The organism is Chryseobacterium sp. (genome assembly GCF_029240215.1).
Lineage (GTDB): Bacteria > Bacteroidota > Bacteroidia > Flavobacteriales > Weeksellaceae > Chryseobacterium.
Map to the genome: position 1 here is coordinate 622390 of NZ_JARBTK010000001.1, position 26348 is coordinate 648737.

Here is a 26348-nt window from a genome sequence, read left to right on the forward strand (position 1 = left end):
TCAATTAAAATAAAAAAATGACAACAGCATTAATAACAGGAGCCAACAGAAGTATTGGTCTTGAAACCGCAAAACAATTTTCACAAAAAGGATTATTCGTTTATTTAGGTAGTCGTGATCTTGCAAAAGGAGAAGTGATTGTAAAAGAATTAAACGAAAAAGGCTTTCAAAATATCAAAGCGATTGAAATCGATGTTACCAATCCTGAATCAATCTCGGCAGCAAAAAACATCGTAGAAAACGAACAAGGGAAACTTGATATTCTTATCAACAACGCGGGAATTCTTGGTGTAAATCCTCAAACTGCAACAGAAACTGCAGTCGATGATATTAAAGAGGTTTTTGAAACAAATTTCTTCGGAGTGATCAATGTGACTCAGGCTTTTTTAGATTTACTTAAAAAATCTGACAGCCCAAGAATCAGTAATATCACTTCAGGATTAGGTTCATTGACGTTGCACAGCGATCCGAGCTGGAAATATTACCAGGTAAAAGCTGCAGCTTACGGTCCTTCAAAGTCAGCTTTGAATGCTTACACAATTGTCTTAGCGTATGAACTTAGAGATCTCTCTTTTAAAGTCAATGCAATTGATCCCGGTTATACGGCAACAGATTTTAATCATCACAGCGGTCCCGGTTCTGTGGAAAGCGCAGCCTCGTTTATCATCAAACATACTTTGACAGACGAAAACGCACCGACAGGACAATTTTACAGCAATGACATTGAGGACGAAACAGGAATCAGTCCTTGGTAGAAACAAATTTAAGATTATATTTAAAGAGAGACTTTCGGGTTTCTCTTTTTTGTTTTCAGTAATATCATTAGATTTGATTTCATTTTCAGAATCAAATATGACCAACGACATCTATTACAAAAACATCAAACCAGACGAGTCTATTTCTGACTTTGTAGAGAGTTTTTGGGTGTTGCATAATCATTCGGAAAATTACAAAGAAACGATAGGATTACCTGACGGACGCATCGATTTATTTCTAATACAATCAGACGATGAACCTTTCAGAATTGTACTTCTCGGTTTGGGAACGCAGCAGCATGAAGAAGGTGTTATTCCTGCCAAAAGTCTGAGATTTGCGGTCAGTTTTAAGCTACTTGCCGTAGAATATATTTTTCATGAAGCCATTTCCGATATTGTAGATAAAGGAAAAATATTACCTGATGATTTCTGGAATTTTAAGCCTGAAGATCTCAATAATTTTGAAGATTTTTGCAAAAAGGCATCAGAAAAAATAAAATCTCTTCTCATCAAACAAATTGATCCCCGCAAAAAGAAGCTGTTTGATCTTATTTACTATAATCACGGTTCTGTTTCAGTACAAGAACTTTCTGAAAAAGTGGGTTGGAGCAGCCGACAAATCAACCGCTATTTTAATCAGCAATTTGGCATTTCGTTAAAATCATTTTGCAGCATCCTTCGTTTCAGAGCTTCACTGGAACATATTGCAAAAGGGAAACTCTTTCCGGAACTCAATTTTGCAGACCAGACTCACTTTATCAAAGAAATAAAAAAGTTTTCCGGAGCGGTACCTAAAGAATTATTTAAAAATAAAAACGACCGATTTATACTATTATCCTCTTTCAGGACAGAATAAATTTGCATCATTCAAAACGATAAAGAATATGCAAATCAACAATAAAAAAATCGCAATTATCGGCGGAGGTCCCGGTGGACTGACTTTAGCCAGACTTTTACAGCTTAAAGGAGCCGATGTAAAAGTTTACGAAAGAGACATCAACAAAGATGCACGAGTGCAAGGTGCACCTCTCGATATGCATGAAGAATCGGGATTGGCCGCTTTAATTAAAGCTGATTTACTGACCGAATTTAAAAATAATTTTATGCCGGGTGCAGATAAAACACTCATCTTAAACGATCAGGCAGAAATCTTTTTCAGTGATCACGAAAGCAATATTGACGAAGATTTTGGAAACGAACATTTTCGTCCGGAGATCGATCGTGGCGTATTAAGAAAAATATTATTAAATTCTTTAGATCCCGAAACTGTTGTCTGGAACAGTCATTTTATTTCTATGGAACCACAAGATGAAGGTTGGCTGCTACATTTCAAAGGTGGTTTGTCGGTTTACGCAGATCTCGTCATTGGTTCTGATGGTGCCAATTCTAAAATCCGTTCTTACCTGACAGATACTAAACCTTTTTATTCTGGAATTACGATGTTGGAAGGTAATGTTTATAATTCCGAAAAAGCAGTTCCGCAAATACATTCATTGATCAACGGAGGAAAAATCATGGCTTTTGGAAACGAAAAAAATATTCTGATGGGACAGAAAGGCGGTGGCGATCTTGGATTTTATGTCAGTTTTAAAACCAATCAAAATTGGGCAAAAGAAAGCGGAATTGATTTCTCAGATCGCACAGAGGTTCTAAATTGGTTTAAAAAAGAATATTCGGAATGGAGCAATATCTGGGATGAATTATTTGAAAAAGCAGCTACTCCATTTATTCCTCGTCCGATTTACTGTACGCCTTTCGATCAAACATGGAAAACTCTTCCTAACTTGACCATCATCGGTGACGCAGCTCATGTAATGCCGCCATTTGCCGGAGAAGGTGCAAACATGGCGATGCTTGATGCTCTGGAACTAAGTGAAACTCTGACTTCGGAGGAATATGGTTCTTTAGAGGAAGCTATTTTAAATTATGAATCGAAGATGCGTAAGAGAGCAGCAATTGCAGCGAAGGACTCGCTTGAAAATGGTGAGAAAATGCATTCTGCTGATTCATTAAACACAATGCTGGAATTTTTTAATAGTACTGATCATTAAATTTAAAACTTTTACGATGTAAATAAAAAAAGACATCCGCAAAAATACAGATGTCTTTTCAAATATTTTGAGCAAAAATTATTTTTGAGTAGCTTTCACATCGATACCGATCTCGATATCTTTGCTGATCATCCATTCTGCAGGATCAGTTTCGTCAGTTCCGAATTTGATTCCCCAATCAGCACGATTCACAGTGAACTGAGCTTTTACAGTTGCTGATTTGTCTACGATGTCAACTTTTGCAGGGAAAGTAACATTCATCGTTTTACCTAATAAAGTAAGGTTTCCGCTCACTGTTTTATTGGCACCTTCTACAGCATTTTGAGCACCTGCAGCAAGATCTTCCACTTTAGTGATTTTAAAATCAGCAGTCGGGAATTTTTCTACATTAAAGAAATCCTGATTCTTCAAATGTCCTTCAAGATCTGTGTATTTTTTATCTTTTTCAGTTACTGAAGCAGGATCTACCTTAATAGATTTCATATCGATTACAAATTCTCCTGAAGTCAATTGGTTTTCAGCTACAGACAATTCTCCTGTTGATACAGCAAGAGTTCCCCAACGTGGAGCAAAACCTCCTTTGTGGAACGCTTTCCAGTTTACTTTAGATGCTGCAGTATCTACTGTAAATACAGCTCCCTGCTTTTCAGCTACAGATTGCTCTTGGCCTGCAGTTGCAGCTTCTGTTTTTTTATCTCCACAAGATGCAAGTAAAAGACCCATACCTGCTAAAGCGATTACACTGATTTTCTTCATTTTTTTAAATATTTAATATTAATATTGATTAAGTATTGCTTTTATAAACAGCAAAAACACTGTTTTATTATTTCAACACTGCAAACCTCGGAAAAATTTATGATTTAACTTATTAACATAGGATAAGAAAACAAAAAAATATAAATTTTCCTGATTTCATTGTTAGTTCCAATTTTTGTTTACTTTTTTTGCAGTATGTATTTTTCTTTATAGAGTGAGTTTATGAACATTTTACTATATTTGAACGTATTCCAAAACGGTTTTTGCTACCATTTATTTAAAATAAAAACTGCAATGAAAAAAATATTTTTACTATTTCTTATTTTATCATTAAATCTCTCATTTGCTCAGAACACCATACTCTGGACAATAAAGAAAGAAGGCAATCCAAACGTTTCATACCTTTTAGGAACTTATCATCAGATGGGAAATTCTTATATAGATTCGCTTAAAACCTTAATAAGATCGCTCAAATCTTCTAAAGTTGCCATATTTGAAAATATAGATACGGGAGAAAATCTTGCAAAATACTTAAACGCCAGAGAAGAAAATTTTACTTATAAACAGAAATTAGATAAAAATCATCTGAAATTTTTAGAAGAAATTGCACAAAAATGGACTGTTCCAATTTCTAAATTATCACCTCCCGAATTACTTTTAAAGCTTCAGCAGACCTATCTGGAAACACAATGTGGAACAGTAAAAAACAGCGATACTTTTAAAAGTTTTGATAATTACCTGATTAAAACGGCAAAGCAAAATTCTGTTGAATTGGTAGGTTTAGAAAGCAACGACCTCATGACTTCTTACATCAATCAGCAAGATCGCACAGACTGGAAGGATATAAAAAAACATATTAATCTCTGGCTCGACAATATTAAAATGAAGCGTGATACTGACATTCACTGTCGTATGGCTGAATCTTACAAAAAGCAGAATTTAGATTACCAACTTGATTCTGAATGTGCAGAAAGTCTGATGATCAGTTCCAGAAGTGCGGTCTGGTTGCCTATTATCGAAAAGAATATTGCAGAGAAAAACAGTTTTATTGCAGTAGGATATGCGCATCTCACAGGAAAATGCGGATTGATTTCTAAGTTGAAACTGGCTGGTTATAAAGTTGAGCCGATATATAATTTGGAGGAATAATTTAAAAGATGTTATAATGAAACAGTCGCAAAAAGGAGAATTCTACGGACAAACCAACACGACCATCAATCTTGAAGGAATTACCTTGACCGATACTGTTTATACCCACGATAAAGTAGATTGGCATTATCACGAAAATGCTTATTTTACATTTATTCTTGAAGGAAATGTGATCGAAGGAAATAAAAAAGAGATCTACAACTGTTCTGCAGGCGATCTGTTATTCCACAATTGGCAGGAACCCCATTATAATATCAAACCTGAAGGATTCACCAGAGGTTTTCACATCGAGATTGAAGAGGAATGGTTTAATGATCTTGATTTTAAAGCTACAGACATTCAAGGAAGTATCAATCTTGCTGATCCCGATCTGAAATTTTTAATGTATAAAATTTTCCGGGAAACAAAAGCAGATGACATTTCTACTATGATTTCCATTCAAACTTTGTTATTGGAAACACTCTCAAAAATGCTTCGGAATCGCAAAACCGAATCCAATAAAAAGCCAACCTGGGTTTCAGAATTACATTTGATTCTTAATGACCAATTCTCGGATCATCTGAGCTTAGATTATTTATCAAAAACATTACATATTCATCCGGTTCATTTATCGAGAGATTTTTCAAAATACTTCAATTCCGGTTTGGGAGAATATATCAGGAAAATAAAGGTTCAAAGATCTTTACAGCTTATCTCTCAAAAAAAATTAGATTTAACAGCCATTGCTCTTGAATGCGGTTTTTCAGACCAGAGTCATTTTACGAGATGTTTCAAAGAAATCAACGGCATTACACCTTCACAATACAGAAAGATCCTTTTCGGCTAATATTCTTTGAATGTTAATCCTGTTCTATTTTCAAAGCGGACTTTTAGTATAGTTTTGCATTAAAATATTTTAATTATGAAAAGGATTTTGATTATCATTTTATTAAACCTGTTGTGTCTTACAGTTTCTGGGCAATCGAAAGATCTGGTAAAAACCGACGGCATCATTACAGCTTTACACAAAACCAATGTTGGTAAAGTAACCTTTATGAATGGTAATATTCCGCTCGATCAATATAAAGAATCTGATTTTCTGAAGTCATTTCCATTGACCTATAAGTCTGATCTAAACATCCGTGTTTTTATGGATAATTCGATTACCAATTATCTTCATCGGTTGTCTCCGGATCTTTCAGCAGAACAATTACTCGAAAAAGGAAATATGCAGTTCACATTTTATGTTGATGGTCAATTCATTTATAAAGAAAATCTCAATCCCGGATGTTGGATTGGTAATGCCAATGAACTAAAAAATACAGTAACGACTTTCAGAATCCCACTGACAAGTTCTAAAGGTGAAAATCTCTGGGCATTGCATCTATGGGAAAGATTTCAAATGAATGGTGGTGAAAAAGCATTGAAAGAAGGCAAACATCAACTCAAGATCGAGATCAGACCTTACCTTAAAATCAATGAAAAAGCTGAGGCGATTGTTGGAAATTTAATTGCGGCAGGTCAAACCGAACTTGTTGTAAAAACTCCCAAAGCAACAGCCAAAGAAGTTGCAATACAACCAACTCAGCCAAATAGCGGTTGGGAAATTTCAGATTTTAAATTCGATAAAAAGAAAATTGAAGCACTTAACGGTGAAATTGCGACTTATAACCTGAAAGAAATTACGAGTATTGTTGTCATCCACAAAGGTCAACTTTTGCTTGAGGAATATTTTAACGGAGCCGACAGAAACACGTTGCACGATCCCCGTTCTGCAGGAAAATCATTCGTTTCAACCTTAATGGGAATTGCCATTAAAGACGGTTATATTAAAGATGAAAATCAGACTTTAGATCGGTTTTATAACCTGAAATCATTTGAAAATTATGATGTCAAAAAAGATCAGATAAACCTAAAAGATCTCCTAACAATGAGTTCTGCTTTCAATGGTTCTGATGCAAACAGTGAATCTCCTGGCAATGAAGAAAATATGTACCCTACTGATAATTGGGTGAAGTTCGCACTTGATCTTCCAATGGATCAATCAAAAACAAACGGTGGAAAATGGGATTATTTCACGGCAGGCACAATACTTTTAGGCGATATTCTTGATAAAAAAGTTCCTGGCGGACTGGAAAAATACGCTGACGAAAAGCTTTTCAAACCTCTCAACATTACAAAATACCAATGGCAATATACTCCGCAAAATGTGGCAAATACAGCAGGAAGCTTGCAGATGAGATCTTTGGATTATGCAAAATATGCCCAACTTTATAAAAATAATGGTGCCTGGAACGGAAATCAAATAATATCTAAAGAATGGGTACAAAAAACTTTCACTCATCAGATTCAAATTCCTGAAAGAGAAAACGAATTTTACAGTTATCTGTTTTGGAATAAATCAGTTGAATACAAAGGAAAGCATTATGAAACCTATTATTGCGCAGGAAATGGAGGCAATGAGTTTATCATCTTCAAGAATCTTCCGATTGTCATTATTATTACTTCAAAAGCTTATAACAAACCTTACGGACATCCGCAAGCAGAGAAGATTGTGAAGGAGTTTATTTTACCTGCAATTTTGAAATAAAAATGACTTCAAATAAAAAAGAGAAACCAAGGTTTCTCTTTTTCTATTTCTATCCAAATTTCTTTTTTCTTAACCAGAAGAACAAACCTCCTAAAAGCCCGATAATCGCTAAAGGAAGTAATAAATTAAACCATTGCCAGTTTGTTTTCTCTTCGCTGATTCTGTGACGGTCGAGAAGACGTTCTTCAATATTTCTATTCCTTAATTCTATCAGATTACTATCGTCAAGAAGGTAATCTAAAGCATTTCTAAGGAACTGTTCGTTACCAAACTGTTCATCGGTCAAACGATCTACACCAAGAGGTAAAGGTTCACCTTTATGGGTTTTATTTCTACCAACATCACCATCTGCGATAACGATCATTTTATTTTCCGGACTTGTTGCTTTAAATCCGGGATAAGATTGTCTTTCGATTCTTGATGCATAAGCTGAAGAGAATTTTCCTTCTAAAGCAACTGCAAAAATCTTCGGTGTACTTGGTTTTTCCATTTGTCCGAGACTGTCGACGCTGGCAATTTCATCAAGCTGTACATAATTCGGAACCTGCTTTAATAAAGTTCTTTCGCTTGATTCAAAAAGAACGTTTGTTTTAAATTTCTTTCCGCCCAAAGTATCGATCGAAGTAGGAAATTCAAATTTTACCGGATTGATATTTTTAGTAATCGGATTATTGTTTTCAGCAATTCCCAACGGAAAATATGGCCAAGGAAGACTTGTGTATTGAGGATTCCCTCCTACTTCACCAGTCACCAGTTTCAGCAAAGCAAATTTCTTCACATCCTTTACCAATGCCGGATTGATTCTCAAGCCATAATTAAAAAAGAAATCGGTCATATTGATATCAACAGGAAAAGGCATTACTTTTTTAGATCTTGTCAAAGTATCCATTTCGGCATTCACGGCATCAATCATCCAAAGTGTTTTTCCGCCATTCATGATGTATTGATCCAAAATAATTTTTTCACCGTCTGTAAATGCTTTTCTGGGTTTTGCGATAACCAAAGCACTCATTTGCTTTAATAATGGTAAATCTGCCAAAGTCAGTTCGACATTATTTTTAGGAATTATCGGACCTGCATCATAACTTTCCAAAGCCAGGTTCATAAAACCCTGAAATTCTTCAGGTCTCAACTCGTCCTGGTTGACCAAAACTCCAACTTTTTTTCTCTTGTTGGTTGAAACTGCTTTAATATTTGAAACTAAATTATATTCTAAATTTTCAATTGATTTTCTCAGTTGTTCATCCGCATTGATGTTTGCCTGTTGCACTACCAACGGAATAGAAGCTCCATTCTGGCCATGTTTTACCACCGCATAAGGAAACAGTGTAATCTGAGACACTTTTCCGTCTTTAATATCAGGGAGAATAGATGGCTGCATTCCCATTGCCATCAAAGTATCCTGAGACATTTTTGTTTTGATGGGATCAATGAATTTAAAATCGATTTTAGGATTTACTTTTCTGAATTCCTCAAGCATAAATCTTGTCTCGCTTTGCAATTGTTTAAAGCTTGCGGGAAAATCTCCTTCAAGATAAACATCAATTGTGACAGGTTTTTTGATCGATTCTAAAACTTTGATCGTACTTTCTGAAAGTGTGTATCTTTTTTCTTTGGTCAAATCCAACCGAATTCCTGAAAACATCAAAATGATGCTTAAAGGTAAAATTACAAACAGTAAAATTCCGAATGGAGATTTTAAGGATATCTTCTTCATATTTTTACTTCTTTTTAGTGATAAAATGATTGGACAATGCTAACGTAAGACCGATGACAAATACAAAATAAGCGACGTCTTTAAAATCAATCAGACCTCTTGTAAAGCCTAAAAAATGCTGATAAAAACCGATATTTTGAAGGATAAAATCTGCTCCACCCAACAATTTGTAACTCGCTAACTGCTCAATCCCGAAATACATGATGAAACACATGAAAACACCCAACAGATAAGCCATGATTTGATTCTGAGAAAGCGATGAAGCCAAAATACCTACTCCGGCGAATGCTGCGATTAGGATAATTAATCCGAAATAACTTCCGAAAGTCATTCCTAAATCAACATTTCCTTCCGGAACACCTAAAACATAAACGGTGTAGAGATAAATCAAGGAAGGAATCAGACATAAAATTCCGACTACCCAAACCGAAAGAAATTTACCAAAAACCAATTCTGAAACTTTCAATGGTTGAGAAAACAACCAATTTAATGTTCCTGTTTGTTGTTCTTCCGCAAAAGTTTTCATCGATAATGCAGGAATAATGAACATCAGAAGCCATGGCACCAAAACGAAATAGCTCTGTAAAGAAGCCAGCCCGATGTCGAAAATATTAGACTCATTTTCGAAAAAAAACAAAAACAATGTCGTTATCAGACTGAAAGCAGCAATGATCACCCATGCACTCCAGTTCCCGAAATAACTCCAAAGCTCTTTTTTAAAAATTGCAATCATGTTTTTTAGTTAGAAGTTTAAACTTAATTTTTTGAAGTTAGAAGTAAATATTCTCGGACTTTTTACTTGTCTCTTTTTACTTTTTACTTTTTTTATTCTTATTCACCAATTTCACCGTCATCATGATTAAAAATACCAGAACGAAAAATCCGGTGATTAATTGCCACCAATACTCAATGATCGAAGATTTTAAAATTACTGTAAACACGACCAGAAATAAAATAAAGGTAGCAATTTCATTTGCCTGTCTAAGTTTTATATTGGCAGTTTCTAAAGTATTTCCGTTAAGTTTTGCAAGTTGGTTTACCTTTTTCCAGCACCAATAATGATAAATTGCTAATCCGATGAGGAATGTTAATTTTAAATGAAACCATGATGTTTTCATCAATCCTGTGTTCAGAAAAATCAAAATCAGTCCGCAAACCGCCATGATAATTCCTGCAGGAACGGTAATGATATTCCATAATCGGCGAGCCATAAAGATGTATTGCTCTCGAAGTATTTTCCTTTTTTCATCAGAAAACTCATCAGTATCTTTATAGTACACAAAAATTCTCACGAGATAAAATATTCCCGCAAAATAACTGACCATAAAAATAATATGCAACGCCTTGATGATGGTATATAGCATCGTAAAAATTTGTGTGCAAAGATAATGATTTTGTTGATGAAGTGAAGGGAAAATAGTGCGTCAATCTACCGTCTTGATACTTTTAATCAATTTTATTTACGAAATAATGATTATAATAGTCTCTAAATTAAATTTCAACTAAGACCAATATGAAATATTTGAAAATTTAAATCTGCTAAAGCCCGTTTCTATTGACTGAAAGAAATACTGTGAACCTTTTTACCATCAACATATTTCTTTACGTACTTTAATTTACCGTTTCCATCATAAAAAAACAGAATTTCTGTAAATATAGAAATCCTGTTTTCGTTCTACAATTGTAGAATGGATGTTTTTTAATTTTATGAAATTACTCCTAATTCTTTTCCAACTTTTTCAAAAGCAACAATCGCTTTATCCAAATGTTCTCTTGTGTGAGATGCAGAAAGCTGCACTCTGATTCTCGCTTTTTCTTTCGGCACAACCGGATAGAAGAATCCTATCACATAAATTCCTTCATCCATCAATTTTTCAGCCATTTTCTGGGCCAATTTTGCATCGTACAACATGACTGGAACAATCGCAGCATCCCCTTCAGGAATATCAAAACCTTTAGACTTCATTTCTTTTCTGAAATATTCTGCATTTTCCATTACCTGATCTCTCAATGAAGTATCGTCCGAAATCATATCTAAAACTTTCAAAGCAGCACCTACAATTCCGGGAGCCAGAGAATTTGAGAATAAATATGGACGAGAACGCTGTCTCAGCATATCGATGATTTCTTTTTTACCGGAAGTAAATCCGCCTAAAGCACCTCCCAAAGCTTTTCCTAGCGTAGAAGTAATGATGTCTACTCTACCCATCACTTCGTTGGCTTCATGAGTTCCACGACCAGTTTTACCGATAAATCCGGTTGCATGGGAATCATCAACCATGACCAAAGCATTGTATTTGTCGGCTAAATCACAAACACCTTTCAAATCAGCAACAATTCCATCCATTGAGAAAACTCCGTCTGTAACAATGATTTTAAACCTATGATTTTTTTCTGAAGCGGCAATCAACTGCGCTTCAAGATCTGCCATATTATTGTTTTTGTAACGGTATCTTGCCGCTTTACAAAGACGCACACCATCAATGATTGAAGCATGATTCAATTCATCAGAAATTATCGCATCTTCTTCTGTAAATAACGGTTCGAAAACACCACCATTTGCATCGAAACAAGCTGCATACAAAATCGTGTCTTCAAGACCTAAAAACTGAGCAATTTTCTCTTCCAACTGCTTGTGAATATCCTGAGTTCCGCAGATAAAACGTACCGAAGACATCCCATAACCATGAGATTCTATCATATCCTGAGAAGCTTTCATCACTTCCGGATGGTTTGAAAGTCCCAGATAATTATTGGCACAGAAATTTAAAAGTTTTTTTCCGTTGGCTTCAATTTCAGCACTTTGCTGGGATGTGATGATTCTTTCTTTTTTAAAAAGACCATCGTTTTCGATATTTTTAAGTTCGTTCTGTAGATTTTCAAGATACTTTTCAGAGATCATTATAATAATATTTTAGGTCTGCTAATTTAACAAAAAGGCTTTAAACTATTAGCTTTTCCTGTTTTTTATTCTAAATTTTGATGTTGATATAATTTTTAAATCCAATAGCCTACTTATTTAACCAGAATAACATGGAGTCTAATTATTTTTTCAACCATTATAAAAAATGAAAGCCTTCACAATAGAAGACTTTCATTTAAATAAAATATTATTATAAGATTTAAAATAAAGCTTACTCTTTTACAAACTTAAAATTAGTATTCTCAATCGTCATGAAGTAAACTCCTTTAGAAAAGGAGGAAACATCAATTTTATTTTCCGTTTTTCCTTTTTTTACTAATCTTCCGTCTGCTGTGTAAATAGTATAATCGGTTTGCTTTTTTAAGCCTGAAACGAATAACTCATTTTTCGCAGGATTCGGATAAATTGCAAACTCTACAGGTTTAATCTCCGATGTACTCAAATTATTATCCAGTGTCACAGTCGAGTTTTTTTCTAAAATCTGATATTCATAATTAAATTCTACACTCGCAACCGGAAATGCTACCGTTTCTGTAAAATATTGATTGTTTGAAGTATTATTTAAAGCAAAATATGCAACCTGACCTCCGGTTCCGTTGACTTTGATTGGCAAAGGCATATCAAAGAAGCTCACAGAAGCATGACTTTGAGTTTGTGTCGCTTTAAAAGTCAATGTATTTCCTGTTTGTTTCCATCGGATATCATAGATTGGATATCCCTGTCCGTAAATCCAGTCATTGAAAAATCCGGTGAAATCTTTTCCAGTCGATTGTAATAATGAAGCATTTAAGTCTGAAGTTTTCACGTAATTGTAAGCTAAATTTGGTCTTGCATGATAATCTTTCAGTGCCTGATAAAATAACGTTTCACCTAAGATCCATTTGATCATTCTTACCACATATCCACCTTTTGAGTAGGATAATCTCCCATCAAAAATACTTCCTATGTTTCCTAAATTGGTATCAGCAACATAAACACTTCCTCCAGGAGCACTTGTAATTACATTTTTTTCATTGAGAAGATAATTTAAAAACTGAGTATTGGTCATTAATAACTTTTCATTGGCAACGTGTTCACCAAAAGTTGCAAAACCTTCATTCAGCCAGATATCATTCCATGCGCCACAGGTAACTTTATCACCAAACCATTGATGCGCAAGCTCATGAGCAATTAATTGCTTAGTCCAGCCTCCCATTGAAGTCATCGTTTGATGTTCCATTCCGCCACCTGCAGTAAATTCCATATGACCGTATTTTTCATTTCTGAAAGGATAAGGTCCAAAAAAAGTTTCAAAGGTGTTCATCACCGTTTTCGTCCATTCGATATTTGCCATACTCGTCGTATTGGCTGCTGTTGCGGGATAAATATAATTGACAAAAGGGAAAGGCGGAGTTCCCATCGTATCATTCAGTTTAACAAAATTGGTAATTGAAAGTGCCACTAAATATGCAGCTATAGGATATTGAGTTCTCCAGAAGGTTAATTTTTGTCCGCTTCCCAAAATCGATTCGCTCATCAGTTTTCCGTTGGACGCTACACTGTATTGTGATGGTGTTGTTACTTTGATGTCAAATCTTTCAATCTTATCATTTAAACTTTGTTTAGTAGGAAACCAATCTTGCGCACCATAAGGTTCATTTAAAGTAGAAAGAACAGGAGTTCCACCTTGTGTATTGATGAAAAATGCATTATTGTTTGTAGGAGGAGCTCCGTTATACTGTATCGTTAATGAATCTAACACGTTAGCAGGAAGAGCAGATGTAAAATCTATTTTAACTTCTTTTGTCGCTAATTGCTGAAAGGTTAAAGGTTGCCCATGAAAAGTAACCTGAGAAACCGTCAACTGATTACTCAGATCAAAGTAAATACTGCTCATTGTCTGAGTTGGCTTGAAATGAGAAGTTACCGAACCTGAAATTTGAGCTACAGAGGGATTGATAGAAACATCCATTCTCTGATATTGCAGATCGTAGTTTAAGGTATTGGGATTGGTATTTCCGATATTCATCTTAGCAGCAAAAGATTTCATTTCTTTAGCCATCAATCCTTTCATTTCAAGGTTTTCCTGAGCTAAGACGTTTTGAAATACTAAAACACTTAAAATTAGAAGGTAAAATTTTTTCATATCTATTTAATATACGATTGTCTAGATGAAATGGTTTTTGATCAAAATATAAATCAAATTCATTATCAACAAATTAGAGGTTAAAGATAAAAAAAACCTTTCAATCTGAGATTAAAAGGTTTGTATAGTAATTCGATAAATTTTCTAAAGATCTAAAGTCGGCTGAAGAATTTTTTCCATTTTGCTTTTCACCTGAGATACAGAACCTGCGTAGTTATTAACCAATAGAGAAAAGACCAATGTTCTTCCTGAATTTGTTTTGATATAACCTGCAAGAGCTTTCACTTTATTTAAAGTTCCGGTTTTAGCAAAAATCTGTCCGTTTCCTTCGGTTACAAACATACTTTTCAAAGTTCCCGACTGTCCGGCAATCGGCAGAGAATCAAAATAAGTTTTATAATATTTCTGATTCATCAATGAAGTTAAATATTTCACCTGAGAAATCGGAGTTACTTTGTTGCTTCTCGACAATCCGCTTCCATCCATATAATTTAAACCTTCTAAATCAAAAGCTGCATCTTTTAAATGCTCGTTTACAACGATTCTTCCCGATTCAGAAGTCTGATCACCCATTTTCTGGAAACCAACCGTTTTTAATAAAGCTTCTGCCAAACCGTTATCACTACGCTGATTGGTGTAGTAAATAATATCTGACAACGTGGGAGATTTGTAAGCAGAAATCATTTTTCTGTTTTCTGGTGCTGCATCGGTCATTTTTGGAGTTACTTTTCCGGTAACACCTACTCCGCTTTTCACCAAAGTTGCTCTGAAAGTATTGGCTAAAAATGCAGGAGCATCAGGAAGTTTAGTCGTTAAAATTCCGTCACCTTCATATTTTTCAGCATAAACCATTTGGTTGGCATAAGGCGAAACGTAAAAATATTTTTTGTCTGAAGCTAAGTTGTTACCTTTCTTTACGATCAGTTTTTCGTTAGCAGGATTGATCTCACGTGTTGTACCAACCGGAAGATAGTAATTATTCTTTTCTAACCACACAACATTTTCCGGAAGTCTCGAAATGTTACCTTTGAAAAGCGCTGTCTGAATAATAATATCACCATTTACCTTTTTGATTCCCTCACGAGACATTCCGCTCACGAAGTCTGAAACGATTTCTTTGTAAGACCATGCTCCTGCTTTATTGGTTCCCAAGGATGGGTCGCCGCTTCCTACAATATATAGATTTCCGTTCAAAACTCCATTTTCGTCGATTTCTCCAGAATATTCGAGCTGTGTCATCCAACGATAATTTTCACCCAACAGATTCAAAGCAGTTTCTGTGGTCAAAAGTTTTGTAGTTGAAGCAGGAACAAGAGGAGTATTTTCGTTATAAGAAGAAATAATCTTCTTCGTTTTCGGGTCATAGACTACAAATCCCCAGGTTGCATTTTTCAGCACGGGATCTGCCATCATGGTGTTTACGCTTACATCTACAAGTTCCTTGGGTGACAAAAAAGCTTTTTCAATCGCCGCAGCGGGCGAAGGTAAATTTAATCCACTTTTTTGGCTGTCGAAATTAGGAGAATAAAGAACTGTAGATACGGTAGATTGAGCAAGGAAAAAACCAGTGGCCAAAACCGTAATACCTGAAATATACTTTCTGTAATTTATCATCAATTTTTTCTTTTTGTTATACTTTGGATGGCATAAAATATGATAAGTTAAACCATTTACTTTCATCCAAACACATAATAAACGTTCAAATGTAGATATTATTGTTAGAATGCAGTCTATAAAAGTATACTAAAACCGCTTAAAGTTTGTTAAAAATTGTTAAAAATCTACAAAAACCTCTTTTTTAATGCTTTGATAAGCAGTGATTTCATCAAATTCTTTTAAACTTAATAATACAAGGTTTTTAAATTTATCATAGTTTTTACCTCGTGGAAGCTTCAGTAAGATCTGAAACTGATATAAATTATTTAATCTTGCAATCTGCGCTCTTTCCGGGCCGAGAATACAGTCTTCCGGAAGATATTTTCTTAAAATAGAACCTAAAAACTGGGAAGCACGGTTAACTTTATCATCTTTGATATGCTTCAGCTCGATCATGATTAATTTCGTGAAAGGAGGATAATGAAATTTCTGTCTTTCAGTAAGAAAATATTTATAAATTTTCGTCACATTATTCATTTTAATCAACTGAAAAACAGAATGATCCGGATTATAAGTCTGAATTAAAATTTTACCAGTACCTGAAACTCTTCCCGCTCTTCCTGAAACCTGCGTAATCAATTGATAAGCACGTTCTTCCGCTCTGAAATCCTGAACATACAGCATAGAATCAGCTTTGGGAATCGCTACCAATTCGATATGATCAAAATCTAAGCCTTTGGAAATCATTTGAGTACCAACAATGATATCGGTTTCCCGATCTTCTATTTTTTCATACAATTTTTCGTAGGCAAATTTCTTCCGCATCGAATCAACATCCATTCTGTCTACTTCATTTTCAGGGAAAATCTTTGAAATTTCCTCGTGAATCTGCTCTACTCCGACTCCTCTTTCATTTAGATTTTCAGAATGACATTTCGGGCAGGCTCTTGGTTTTGAAGCTCTTTGACCGCAATAATGGCATTTCATTTCGTTGGCAGCCTTGTGATACGTAAGAACGACATCACAGTTTGAACAATAATTGACATAACCACAAGTCTCACATTCTATGACGCTTGCATAGCCACGGCGATTATGAAGAATGATCGTTTGATTTTTTTCGTCTAAAGTTTTTTTAATCTCATCAATCAACTGCAATGAAAAATTCCCGGAAACTTTTTTGGAATCCTGAGCTTCTTTAAAATTGATCAATTCAAATTCAGGCAATTTCACATTTCCGAATCTTTCATTCAGGAAAACATATTGCAATTTTTCTTTTCTGGCTAAATAATAACTCTCGACAGAAGGCGTCGCAGAACCCAAAATAACTCTCGCATCATAAAAGCCGGCCAAAACCAAAGCCGCATCTTTTGCATTAAAAAATGGAGAAACCTCTCTCGGTCTGTATGCAGAATCATGCTCTTCATCCACAATAATCAATCCTAAATTCTGATAAGGCAGAAATAGGGCATTTCTTGTTGCAATCAGAATTTTAATGTCATTATTTTTAATTCTTCGCCAAACCTCAACTTTTTCAAAATCAGTAAGTTTCTGATGATAAAAACCCAGTTGTCGACCATATTTTTTTTCTAACCTTTGAGTGATTTGTTTCGTTAAAGAAATTTCAGGAAGTAAAAACAAAACATTTTTTCCTTCATTGATACATTCTTCAATTTTCTCTAAATAAATATGGGTTTTTCCGGATGATGTGACACCATGAAGAAGAACGTTTTTCTTTTCTTCAAACGCTTCATCAACTTCAATTCTTGCCTCTTTCTGAGCTTCTGAAAGTTCATCTATTTCTTCAATTTCGCCTTCATAACTTTCAATTCTGTCTTTTTGAAGATAATATTCTTCAACCAAATTTTTATCTGCTAAAGCTTTAAAATGAGAACTTCCAAAATACCCGTCTTCGAATAGTTCTGATTTTTTGATGTGCAAATCAGGATTTTCTGTTTGTTTTTCAATAATATTCAGGAAAAGTTCTTTCTGTTTTTTAGCTCTGTTGAGTTGTAAAAGAATTTCTGTAAGATTTTGATTTTCTAAAACCTCATCTTTCACTTTTACATAGGCAACTTCTTTAGCTTTGTATTTTTCAGCAACTTTCTCATCAATTTCAATATATTGAAGATCAATCAGTGAATTGATCGTTTTAATGATTTCCTTTTTCGGGATAAATGCTTCAATATCAGTCAAATTAATCAACTGACGAACTTCAAGAGCCTGAACAAGATACATTTCGTTGACATCGAGATTCTCAAACTCAATGACCGCATTTGGTTTAAGCTTTAAATAGGTTTCACTTTCCAGTTTCAGAGAAGACGGAAAAGCAAAGCGGTAAATTTCACCCAAATTGCAGAGATAATAGTTTGAAAGCCAGTTCCAGAAATTAATTTGCTGAGACGGAACAATCGGATAATCATCTAAAATACTGATGACTTCTTTTGCAACAAAATCTTCCGGCGCTAAATCATGCAGCTCAAAAATAATTCCCGTGTAGATTTTTTTTCCGCCAAAAGGGACGAGAACCCGCATTCCCTCCTGAATTTTTGAATCCAGTTCTTCCGGAACTTTGTAAGTAAAAGTTCCTTTTAAATTGAGCGGTAAAATAATTTGAGCGTACTGCAAGGGGAAAATTAAAGTGTAAAATTAAATTTTTCTTTTGTGAACTGCAATTTTTTAGGTGAAGTTAAATTTTTTAAAAGCAAAGAAAGTAAAGTCTTTATTTGTTTTATTGAGGATACTTTCTTTCGCAAAAGGTTTCACTCAAAAAAATCAATCTCCACTTTTCAAATCAACACAAAGTTTGTCATTCCGTAGGGATTTCAGCGAAATTGGATTTGAAATGCCTATGTTGAGATTCCTCCGGAAGGACAAACTTGACGCTGACTAGTCTAAATATTTGAAATAAATGACAAACGTTATAGTTATTACAAAAGTTGAAAATGATAACAAAACTCATAGCCCAGATTGCAGTGGAAATCCTTTTTTGAAAAAAAAGATTGGAACGAAAAGCTGGAAATAGCTCCTAAAAAAATTAAAAGAAAAATTCAATAATATGATACCAAATCGTCGTCGTAAAAAATCCTACAAGAATGCTGAATCCAATCGTTAGGTTCGTGAGTTTTGTGTTTAATCTAAACTGTTCAGCAATCATACTTGCGGTAAGAACGGTCGGCATTGCTGCTTCAAAAACGGTAATTTTTGCAATATCACCTTTGATTCCTATCAGCAAAGCGAATGCTAAAATAATTGCCGGAGATAAAATTAATTTATAAAACATGGAAGCCGACATTTGTGGAATGAGTTTTTTCCAGCCATTGAATTTTAATTGTAATCCGACAGAAAATAATGCTAAAGGACTTACCGTTGCAGCTAATTTATCAAAAAAAGGTTCGGCAAATGTGAAATCTACAAATTGAGATAAAACTAAAGCAGCAACACAACCAATAAGCGGCGGAAAAGTAACCAGTCTTTTTAAAATAAATAGTGCACTTACCTGTCCAGATTTGCTTCCCCCTTTTACAGCAGCGATGATTCCTAAAGTTGAAAGGGCAAAAAACATGGTTTGATCACAAATAATTGCGATGCTTAAAAAACTTTCACCATAAAAAGCAGAAATCAGAGGAAATCCGATGAATGACGTGTTGCAATAACCGCTTACCAATTCGAGCGTACTTCTCGATCTTCCGGAATATCCTTTCCGTTTGCTGTAAATCAGGAAAAACAAACCACTTCCGAATGCGATAATAAAAGTTGAAATGATAGGAAAAAGCATTTCGGTTGACCAATCAACTTTCGGAAGATATTTAAACGAAACAGCAGGTAAAGCGAGATAAATAATCCAGGTATTGATACCTTTGTGCGCATCGGGATGGATAGATTTTGTTCCTTTTAAGATCATTCCTGCGAGAATACAAACAGCGATCAAAACAAAATTTACCATAATTGTAATAAGATTTCTGCAAATTTAAGGATTCATTGTTTCCCAAAGACTCATTACGTCAATTTTTTCCAAAGGTTTTGAAAGTGTGATTCTTCTTGAAGTTTTTGGAAGTAGATCAAAGAAATTGTCGCTAAAATGTGTGCTTCCCATTAAATAAACATCTTTTGCTAAAACATCAGTAGAAATTTCGATTTCAGTTGCAGAAATTTTCTTGATTTTAATTGTCGGTTTTGAAAGTTTTAAATCTTTTGGTTTTGCAAAGAAATAATTAGATTTAGCAAATATTTTCTCATTTTTATCTCTAACAGTGATGTCGAGAAAAATTTCATCTTTATTTGAATCTCCAATAATTTCTTCAAGTGAAAAAGAAAATTTTAATATCCCGTTTGACTCTATAGTACTAGACTCTGCTAACCCTCCGGAACCTTTTTTCTCACCATTGAATTTCATAATATTAAAATCTAAATATAAATCTTCAACCTTTTCTAAATTATCATTAATTACATAAAAATTTAAGATTTCATCTTGCTCTATCTTCTCTTCCGACATCAAAATCACCTGATTTTCAAAACTTCTTTTAATCTGATAATGCAACGCTTTCCAATTTCCTAAATAATCAATTGAAGACCATGAAATAACCGGCCAACAATCATTTAACTGCCAATACAACGTTCCCATATTGTAAGGTTTTGCACGACGATGTGCGTCAATCGCAATCTGCATTCCACGAGCCTGAAGCAATTGCGAAACATAATTGTATTTCACAAAATCTGTCGGAACAATATAATCACGCTTCATATATTCATCAATAATATGAAAACCGCGAGCATTTTTTTCATGAGCTTTTATGGTTAGATTTTCTAAACTTAAATTAGGTTTATCAGAAAACATGGATTTTACAGCTTCCAAACTCGGCATTCCCTGAAAACCATATTCAGACATGAATCTACCCACTTTTTCATTATAAATTTCAAATGGAAATTCGCCCCACCAAACTCCCCAATAATGAGAATCTCCTTTGGTTAAACTTGCTTTGTGACCCCAACCGATTGACGGTGAACTTGGCCAATAAATCGATTTATCTTTTACAGCAACTTCATTGACTGCATTTGGAATAACTTCATGAAAAAGTTTTTTATAATCTTTCCAAACCTGCATAGAATCTTCTTTTGAATAATTAAATTGTTTTTGATAACCCCAATTGACAATCGCTTCATCAATTTCATTATTTCCACACCACAAAGCAATTGACGGGTGATTTTGAAGTCGGTTGACCTGATCTGTCACCTCTTCTTTTACATTGTTTAAAAACTCTTTATCGGATGGATAAAAACTTCCCGCAAACATAAAATCCTGCCAAACCAAAATTCCGTTTTCGTCACAGGCTTTGTAGAATTCGTCGTCCTCGTAAATTCCGCCGCCCCAAACGCGAATCATATTCATGTTGGCTTCTTTGGAATCCCTGATGAGTTTCTGATATTTTTCTTTGGTAATTCTTGGCGAAAAACTATCTGATGGAATCCAGTTGGTTCCTTTTGCATACATTGGATTTCCGTTGACTTTAAAATAGAAAGATTTTCCTTTTGCGTCTTTTTCCTGAATTAATTCGACCGTTCTTAATCCAATTCTTTCAGTTTTATTATCTAAATTTTTCGACTCATTTTGTAAAGAAATTTTAATATCATATAAATTCGGATAACCCCAACCATTCGGCTGCCATAGTTTTGGATTATTAATTGTAAAAGGAATCTGAATGGTATTTTTTCCTTTTTTTAATTGAAAATTATTTGATTGATTATTAACTGAAACAGCATATTTTCCTTCTTTTTCAGCAATAATTTCGGTTTGAATATTTAATTCTGCTTTTTGTTTTGTTAAAATTTTTTGCTCTATTTTTACGTTTTCAAGTTTGGCATTATTCCAAAAATTCAACTTAACATCTTTCCAGATTCCGGCTGTTACCAATCTCGGTCCCCAGTCCCATCCGAATTGATATTGCGCTTTTCTCACAAAACTTCTTGGAGATTCAGGCGTTTTGAAAGGAACTTTCTTTGCTAATTCTTTCCCGACGTTTACCGCAGATTTGAATTTAATTTGCAGTAAATTACCTCCAATTTTTAAATTTTGTTTTACAGGAATTTCCCATTTCCTAAACATATTATCTGTTTTTCTCAACAGTTTTCCGTTCAGATAAATTTCAGAAAAGGTATCCAATCCATTAAAAACCAAATCGATGTTTTGATTTTCTAATTCCTTGGCTGAAATTGTAAATAAAGCCTGATAATCCCAATCTTCATTTTCTATCCATTGAACTTTCTTTTCGTTTTCATCTTTGTAAGGATCGAGAATGATTTTATTATTCATCAAATCCAAATGAACTGTTCCCGGGACCGAGGCGGTCAGCCAAGAATTTTCTTTTGCATTTTTGAACTGCCATTTTTCAGAAGATAAATTTCGTTTTGAAAACTGTGCAAATAGTATATTTTGGATAAAAAAGAAAGCAAAAAGGATAGTTTTGTTCATTAATGAATGGTTTATGGAATTTATAATCGTAAAATTTAAAACACTTGGTTTGTCATTCTCACGAAGGAAGAATCTAAACAATCAAATAGAGATTCTTCACTCCACTTCGTTCCGCTCTGAATGACAAACAGGCCGTTGATGTTTAAGATTATCTATTTTTCAAAGCTACAACCTCATCAGCATTCGCCAAAACGCCACCATCAGTAATCGCAGAAGAATGAAAATATTCTGCTTTTGTAACTCCTCTGATTTCTTCAATATTTGTTGAACGAAGTCCGCCACCGACAAGAATTTCGATTCTTCTGTTGGACAATTCAACTAACTTTTTAAGGTTTTCTTTCCCTTCAGAAACGTTTGGTTTCTGACCCGAAGTAAGAATTGTTTTAAAACCACAATCAATTACTTTTTCTAAAGATTTTTCCAGATCTTTTGCTCTGTCAAAAGCACGATGAAAAGTACACTGAAGAGGATTTGCCAATTCAACTAAAGTTCTATTTTGTTCAATATTCACCTCATCATTTTTATCTAAAATTCCAAAAACAAAGCCGTCAACATTCAATGATTTTAATTGAATTAATTCATTCTTCATCTGCTCAAATTCGGCGTCAGAATACGTAAAATCTCCACCTCTCGGACGAATCATCACAAAAATCGGGATGTTTATTTTTTCTCTAAGTTGTTTTGCTGTTTCAAAGTTTGGTGTTGTTCCACCTTCGCTTAATCCGTCGCATAATTCTATTCTGTCGGCTCCATTTTCGAAGGCAATGATTGCTGATTCAGGGTTGAAGCAGGCTATTTCTATTTTTGACATTTGGGGTTTATTAGGGTTAGGAAAATTAATTTCTAATTTCTAATTTCTAATTTCTTAATCTATTTCAAAGCAAACTCCGGTTTTTCCAGACGATTTCCTTTCTGATCATACACTGCGAAGTTAAATCCATCCTGAATACAATACGAACCATATTCTCCTTTCTTATTCAAGGCTATAAAACCAACCTGAATATCTTTCAAATTTTTATTTCTAGCTTTTGTAATTTTCACAATTCTCTCAACCGCTTCTTTGCAAGCCTGTTGCGGATTTCTACCTTGTCTCATCAATTCAACCACTAAATGAGTTCCAACCGTTCTGATTACTTCTTCACCGTGACCTGTTGCCGTCGCTGCACCTACTTCATTATCAACGAATAAACCCGCTCCAATAATCGGTGAATCTCCTACTCTTCCATGCATTTTAAAAGCCATTCCGCTGGTCGTACAAGCTCCGGAAAGATTTCCCTGTGCATCCAACGCAATCATTCCGATTGTGTCATGGTTTTCAATATTTACGATTGGTTGATATTTGCTGTCTTTTAACCATTCTTTCCACTCTTTTTTAGACTCAGCTGTCAGAATATTTTCTTTTTTAAAACCTTGAGAAACTGCAAATTGTAAAGCCCCATCACCGACCAACATGACGTGTGGTGTTTTTTCCATCACAGCTCGCGCAACAGAAATCGGATTTTTGATATTTTCTAAAGCCGCAACCGAACCGATGTTGTAATTTTCATCCATAATGCAGGCATCCAACGTCACTCTACCGTCTCTGTCGGGACGACCGCCGTAGCCAACGCTTCTTTCAGTCGGGTCGTTTTCTACCAAACGAACGCCTTTTTCAACAGCATCTAAAGCTTTTCCGCCTTTTGCTAAAATCGTCCAGGCTTCTTCATTGGCTTTTAAACCGAAATTCCATGTGGAAATTACAATCGGTTTGTTTACAACTTTATTATGGGTTTCAGGTAGATCTTTAGCAATTAAATCCAATGGATTCAACAATAATGCGGAAGACGCCAATGCTGTGTTTTTTAGAAATTTTCTGCGTGAGTTCATTGTTTTTTAATAGGTATTAGTATTTAGGAATTGTAAATTAGTTTGCACCAATTTCATCAACGAAAAGCCAAGCTTTTGAATCTGCTCCCGGATTTCCTGCTGGAATAATTCCTGCATTTTTTATCTTAATTTTGATGTATTTTGAATTTTGATCTCCTACGTTTAATTTAATTTTTCCTTTTGCGTTTTGGATTTCGTCTTTTTCGATTTCTTTAATCATTTTGAAATTTTCATTATCAACAGAAACAAAAATCTGTGCAGATTTTGCCATATGAATCCAACTTCCTTTGTTTTCTAATGTATTAAAATAAACTTCTGTAAAATTAGTTTTTTGTCCAAAATCAATTGTTGCCACAACATCTTTTCCCTGAAAACCAAGCCACGTTTTTCCCAATTGTTTTATATTCCCAACAATTCCGTCAACTAATGTGAAAGATCCGCCGAAAGAATAATTTTCGCTCGGCTGCTGTTCTAATGTAATAGTTTTTCCTGTAGTTTTAGATGTTATAAATTGTTGAGAAGAAACGGCACTTTTTAATTGTCGGTTTTCAAAATAAGCTGATTTTATCGTCATTGATTTTGAAACCGGAATCGGATTTTGATAGGTTTGCGAATTTACATTCGGCTCTGTTTCGTCTAAAGTATATCTTATTCCACTTGAATTTTGTGAAGTTGAAAGCTCGTAAGAAACTCCATTATTATTAGGAATTACCTTTCCGGAAATGTTGTAGATACTTTTCGCATAGTTCACATTCATTTTATCCAAAACTTTGAACTGATTGATGACTCTTCCTTCAAATTCTTTATAATTTTCAGGATCAGAGGTTCCCCATCCGACTTCGGAAAGAGCAAATAATCTTGGGAAAATCATGTATTGAACCTGTTTAAAATCAAGAATATATTCAGTCCATAAATTCGCCTGAACTCCCAAAATATATTTTGCCTGTTCAGCATTTAATTCAGTTGGAATCGGATTGTAAGAATATACTTTATCCAATGGCGTAAAACCACCGAAAGCATTTGGTTCCGTTGCAGGATCTCCTTGATAATGATCGAAATAGCAATAAGAACCCGGAGTCATTACAGCGAAATGTCCTGACTTTGCAGCTTCTATACCACCTTTAATTCCCGTCCAGCTCATTACAGCTGCGTTTGGAGCTAATCCTCCTTCAAGAATCTCATCCCAACCGATAATTTTTCGACCCTTAGAATTTACATATTTTTCAATTCTGTGAATAAAATAACTTTGTAAGCCATGTTCATCCTTCAAATTATTTTTCTCTATTAATTGCTGACAATGAGCACATTCCTTCCACCTTGTTTTTGGACATTCGTCTCCGCCGATGTGAATATATTGCGAAGGAAACAATGTCATTACTTCATCTAAAACATTTTCTAAAAAGGTGAAAGTTTCATCTTTCGGACAAAATACATCATCAAAAACGCCCCATTTTGTAGCCGGCTCGAAAGGACCTTTTGTACACGCCAATTCAGGATAAGCGGACAAAGCAGCCAAAGCATGACCGGGCATTTCAATTTCGGGAACTACCGTAATATGTCGATCCTGAGCATATTTTACAACATCTTTTATCTGATCTTGCGTGTAAAAATACGGTCCGTAAGGTTTTCCGTCGAAGGTATTGTCAACATAAGCTCCGATCATTGATTCTTTACGTTTTGAACCTATTTGTGTGAGTTTTGGATATTTTTTTATTTCAATTCTCCAACCCTGATCATCGGTTAAATGCCAATGAAAAGTGTTGAGTTTATACATTGCTAAATAATCGATGTATTGTTTTACTTCTTCAACCGTAAAAAAATGGCGGCAAACATCCAAATGCATTCCACGCCATGCAAATTTGGGCTCGTCCTCAATCTTCATCGCGGGAATTTTCCCTTCATCTTTATACTGCTCGAATAACTGGATCAGTGTTTGAAGTGCTAAAAAATACCCTTGCTTTGTATATGAATTGATGACGATCTTCTTTGAAGAAATATGAATGGTATATTTTTCTTTTTTTTGTTCTTCATTTGTTGGTAAATGCGATATTTTTGGCGGATATGAAGATTCTATTAAATGAATTCCCTCTTTGTAATTTCCATATTTAAAAACGAATACTTTATTAAAATGTTTTTTGAAGTATTCAGTTTCTTGTTTTGGCAGATTTTCATCTAAAATGAAATTTTCAGGGATAATAAATTCTCCTTTTTGAAACTCAACTTTTTGCGGATAAGGAATTAAATTTAATTTGTTTTGAGAAAAAAACAAGCCTGAAAGTAACACAGAAAAAACCAGTAGAATACGCAGCATTTTTGTTGAGTTTAGATTTTAGCGAATATAATTCTTTTCTGAAAAATTTAAGTCTATAATTTAA

The 26348-nt window shown here is 34.5% G+C and carries 19 protein-coding genes; 6 read left to right on the plus strand and 13 right to left on the minus strand.

From position 1 onward, the window contains the following. Nucleotides 1-17: 17 nt before the first annotated feature. From K0R77_RS02810 to K0R77_RS02820, 3 genes are all read left to right on the plus strand, one after another. The gene (locus K0R77_RS02810; protein ID WP_300347121.1) at nucleotides 18-755 is read left to right on the plus strand and encodes an SDR family oxidoreductase; all 738 of its coding nucleotides are present in this window, start codon (nucleotides 18-20) and stop codon (nucleotides 753-755) included. Between the two features lie 97 nt (nucleotides 756-852). Beyond that, nucleotides 853-1611, plus strand: a complete 759-nt coding sequence (locus tag K0R77_RS02815; protein ID WP_300347130.1) for an AraC family transcriptional regulator — start codon at nucleotides 853-855, stop codon at nucleotides 1609-1611. A gap of 28 nt (nucleotides 1612-1639) precedes the next feature. After that, complete coding sequence (locus K0R77_RS02820) at nucleotides 1640-2806, plus strand: NAD(P)/FAD-dependent oxidoreductase (protein WP_300347144.1); 1167 nt, start codon at nucleotides 1640-1642, stop codon at nucleotides 2804-2806. Between the two features lie 78 nt (nucleotides 2807-2884). Here K0R77_RS02820 and K0R77_RS02825 read toward each other — a convergent pair whose 3' ends face one another. Continuing rightward, nucleotides 2885-3562 (minus strand): YceI family protein, encoded by a 678-nt coding sequence (locus K0R77_RS02825; protein ID WP_300347155.1) that lies wholly within the window; start codon nucleotides 3560-3562, stop codon nucleotides 2885-2887. Between the two features lie 294 nt (nucleotides 3563-3856). On the opposite strand from K0R77_RS02825, the gene K0R77_RS02830 reads away from it, so the two are divergent. The 3 genes from K0R77_RS02830 to K0R77_RS02840 all read left to right on the plus strand — a co-directional run bounded on the left by K0R77_RS02830 (nucleotide 3857) and on the right by K0R77_RS02840 (nucleotide 7280). Further along, on the plus strand, nucleotides 3857-4711 hold the full coding sequence (locus tag K0R77_RS02830) for a TraB/GumN family protein (RefSeq protein WP_300347167.1): 855 nt from the start codon (nucleotides 3857-3859) through the stop codon (nucleotides 4709-4711). Between the two features lie 16 nt (nucleotides 4712-4727). Beyond that, nucleotides 4728-5537 (plus strand): AraC family transcriptional regulator, encoded by an 810-nt coding sequence (locus K0R77_RS02835; protein ID WP_300347181.1) that lies wholly within the window; start codon nucleotides 4728-4730, stop codon nucleotides 5535-5537. A 75-nt stretch (nucleotides 5538-5612) separates the two neighbouring features. Further along, complete coding sequence (locus tag K0R77_RS02840) at nucleotides 5613-7280, plus strand: serine hydrolase (protein ID WP_300347191.1); 1668 nt, start codon at nucleotides 5613-5615, stop codon at nucleotides 7278-7280. Nucleotides 7281-7329: 49 nt separating this feature from the next. Here the strand turns inward: K0R77_RS02840 and gldG are convergent, their stop codons facing one another. From gldG to K0R77_RS02900, 12 genes are all read right to left on the minus strand, one after another. Then, the gene (gene gldG, locus K0R77_RS02845; protein WP_300347194.1) at nucleotides 7330-8997 is read right to left on the minus strand and encodes a gliding motility-associated ABC transporter substrate-binding protein GldG; all 1668 of its coding nucleotides are present in this window, start codon (nucleotides 8995-8997) and stop codon (nucleotides 7330-7332) included. A gap of 4 nt (nucleotides 8998-9001) precedes the next feature. Then, nucleotides 9002-9730 carry an ABC transporter permease gene (locus K0R77_RS02850; RefSeq protein WP_300347201.1) on the minus strand — a complete coding sequence of 243 codons (729 nt, stop codon included), beginning with the start codon at nucleotides 9728-9730 and terminating at the stop codon, nucleotides 9002-9004. Nucleotides 9731-9806: 76 nt separating this feature from the next. After that, on the minus strand, nucleotides 9807-10361 hold the full coding sequence (locus K0R77_RS02855) for a CopD family protein (protein WP_300347203.1): 555 nt from the start codon (nucleotides 10359-10361) through the stop codon (nucleotides 9807-9809). 341 nt (nucleotides 10362-10702) lie between these two features. Next, nucleotides 10703-11899, minus strand: coding sequence for a glycine C-acetyltransferase (gene kbl, locus K0R77_RS02860; protein WP_300347209.1), 1197 nt, complete (start codon nucleotides 11897-11899; stop codon nucleotides 10703-10705). A 232-nt stretch (nucleotides 11900-12131) separates the two neighbouring features. Beyond that, on the minus strand, nucleotides 12132-14045 hold the full coding sequence (locus tag K0R77_RS02865; RefSeq protein ID WP_300347216.1) for a M1 family aminopeptidase: 1914 nt from the start codon (nucleotides 14043-14045) through the stop codon (nucleotides 12132-12134). Between the two features lie 144 nt (nucleotides 14046-14189). After that, the gene (gene dacB, locus K0R77_RS02870) at nucleotides 14190-15659 is read right to left on the minus strand and encodes a D-alanyl-D-alanine carboxypeptidase/D-alanyl-D-alanine-endopeptidase (RefSeq protein WP_300347219.1); all 1470 of its coding nucleotides are present in this window, start codon (nucleotides 15657-15659) and stop codon (nucleotides 14190-14192) included. A 159-nt stretch (nucleotides 15660-15818) separates the two neighbouring features. Further along, nucleotides 15819-18266 carry a primosomal protein N' gene (gene priA / locus K0R77_RS02875; RefSeq protein WP_300347222.1) on the minus strand — a complete coding sequence of 816 codons (2448 nt, stop codon included), beginning with the start codon at nucleotides 18264-18266 and terminating at the stop codon, nucleotides 15819-15821. A gap of 409 nt (nucleotides 18267-18675) precedes the next feature. Beyond that, nucleotides 18676-19584 (minus strand): AEC family transporter, encoded by a 909-nt coding sequence (locus K0R77_RS02880; RefSeq protein WP_300347225.1) that lies wholly within the window; start codon nucleotides 19582-19584, stop codon nucleotides 18676-18678. Between the two features lie 24 nt (nucleotides 19585-19608). Continuing rightward, nucleotides 19609-22107, minus strand: a complete 2499-nt coding sequence (locus K0R77_RS02885; RefSeq protein ID WP_300347228.1) for a glycoside hydrolase family 2 protein — start codon at nucleotides 22105-22107, stop codon at nucleotides 19609-19611. A 148-nt stretch (nucleotides 22108-22255) separates the two neighbouring features. Next, nucleotides 22256-22918: a copper homeostasis protein CutC gene (locus K0R77_RS02890; RefSeq protein ID WP_300347231.1), complete on the minus strand. Its 663-nt coding sequence runs from the start codon at nucleotides 22916-22918 to the stop codon at nucleotides 22256-22258. Nucleotides 22919-22977: 59 nt separating this feature from the next. Beyond that, nucleotides 22978-23973 (minus strand): isoaspartyl peptidase/L-asparaginase family protein, encoded by a 996-nt coding sequence (locus tag K0R77_RS02895; protein WP_300347234.1) that lies wholly within the window; start codon nucleotides 23971-23973, stop codon nucleotides 22978-22980. A gap of 37 nt (nucleotides 23974-24010) precedes the next feature. Continuing rightward, nucleotides 24011-26284, minus strand: a complete 2274-nt coding sequence (locus tag K0R77_RS02900; RefSeq protein ID WP_300347237.1) for a family 20 glycosylhydrolase — start codon at nucleotides 26282-26284, stop codon at nucleotides 24011-24013. Nucleotides 26285-26348 lie beyond the last annotated feature (64 nt).

Excerpts from the sequence above, each read along its gene's own strand:
- K0R77_RS02880 (WP_300347225.1), bottom strand. The coding sequence starts at position 19,584 with ATGGTAAATTTTGTTTTGATCGCTGTTTGTATTCTCGCAGGAATGATC.
- K0R77_RS02840 (WP_300347191.1), top strand. The coding sequence starts at position 5,613 with ATGAAAAGGATTTTGATTATCATTTTATTAAACCTGTTGTGTCTTACA.
- K0R77_RS02830 (WP_300347167.1), top strand. The coding sequence starts at position 3,857 with ATGAAAAAAATATTTTTACTATTTCTTATTTTATCATTAAATCTCTCA.
- K0R77_RS02810 (WP_300347121.1), top strand. The coding sequence starts at position 18 with ATGACAACAGCATTAATAACAGGAGCCAACAGAAGTATTGGTCTTGAA.
- kbl (WP_300347209.1), bottom strand. The coding sequence starts at position 11,899 with ATGATCTCTGAAAAGTATCTTGAAAATCTACAGAACGAACTTAAAAAT.
- K0R77_RS02815 (WP_300347130.1), top strand. The coding sequence starts at position 853 with ATGACCAACGACATCTATTACAAAAACATCAAACCAGACGAGTCTATT.
- K0R77_RS02820 (WP_300347144.1), top strand. The coding sequence starts at position 1,640 with ATGCAAATCAACAATAAAAAAATCGCAATTATCGGCGGAGGTCCCGGT.
- K0R77_RS02895 (WP_300347234.1), bottom strand. The coding sequence starts at position 23,973 with ATGAACTCACGCAGAAAATTTCTAAAAAACACAGCATTGGCGTCTTCC.
- K0R77_RS02900 (WP_300347237.1), bottom strand. The coding sequence starts at position 26,284 with ATGCTGCGTATTCTACTGGTTTTTTCTGTGTTACTTTCAGGCTTGTTT.
- K0R77_RS02835 (WP_300347181.1), top strand. The coding sequence starts at position 4,728 with ATGAAACAGTCGCAAAAAGGAGAATTCTACGGACAAACCAACACGACC.
- K0R77_RS02885 (WP_300347228.1), bottom strand. The coding sequence starts at position 22,107 with ATGAACAAAACTATCCTTTTTGCTTTCTTTTTTATCCAAAATATACTA.
- dacB (WP_300347219.1), bottom strand. The coding sequence starts at position 15,659 with ATGATAAATTACAGAAAGTATATTTCAGGTATTACGGTTTTGGCCACT.
- K0R77_RS02855 (WP_300347203.1), bottom strand. The coding sequence starts at position 10,361 with ATGCTATATACCATCATCAAGGCGTTGCATATTATTTTTATGGTCAGT.
- gldG (WP_300347194.1), bottom strand. The coding sequence starts at position 8,997 with ATGAAGAAGATATCCTTAAAATCTCCATTCGGAATTTTACTGTTTGTA.
- K0R77_RS02865 (WP_300347216.1), bottom strand. The coding sequence starts at position 14,045 with ATGAAAAAATTTTACCTTCTAATTTTAAGTGTTTTAGTATTTCAAAAC.
- K0R77_RS02825 (WP_300347155.1), bottom strand. The coding sequence starts at position 3,562 with ATGAAGAAAATCAGTGTAATCGCTTTAGCAGGTATGGGTCTTTTACTT.
- K0R77_RS02890 (WP_300347231.1), bottom strand. The coding sequence starts at position 22,918 with ATGTCAAAAATAGAAATAGCCTGCTTCAACCCTGAATCAGCAATCATT.
- K0R77_RS02850 (WP_300347201.1), bottom strand. The coding sequence starts at position 9,730 with ATGATTGCAATTTTTAAAAAAGAGCTTTGGAGTTATTTCGGGAACTGG.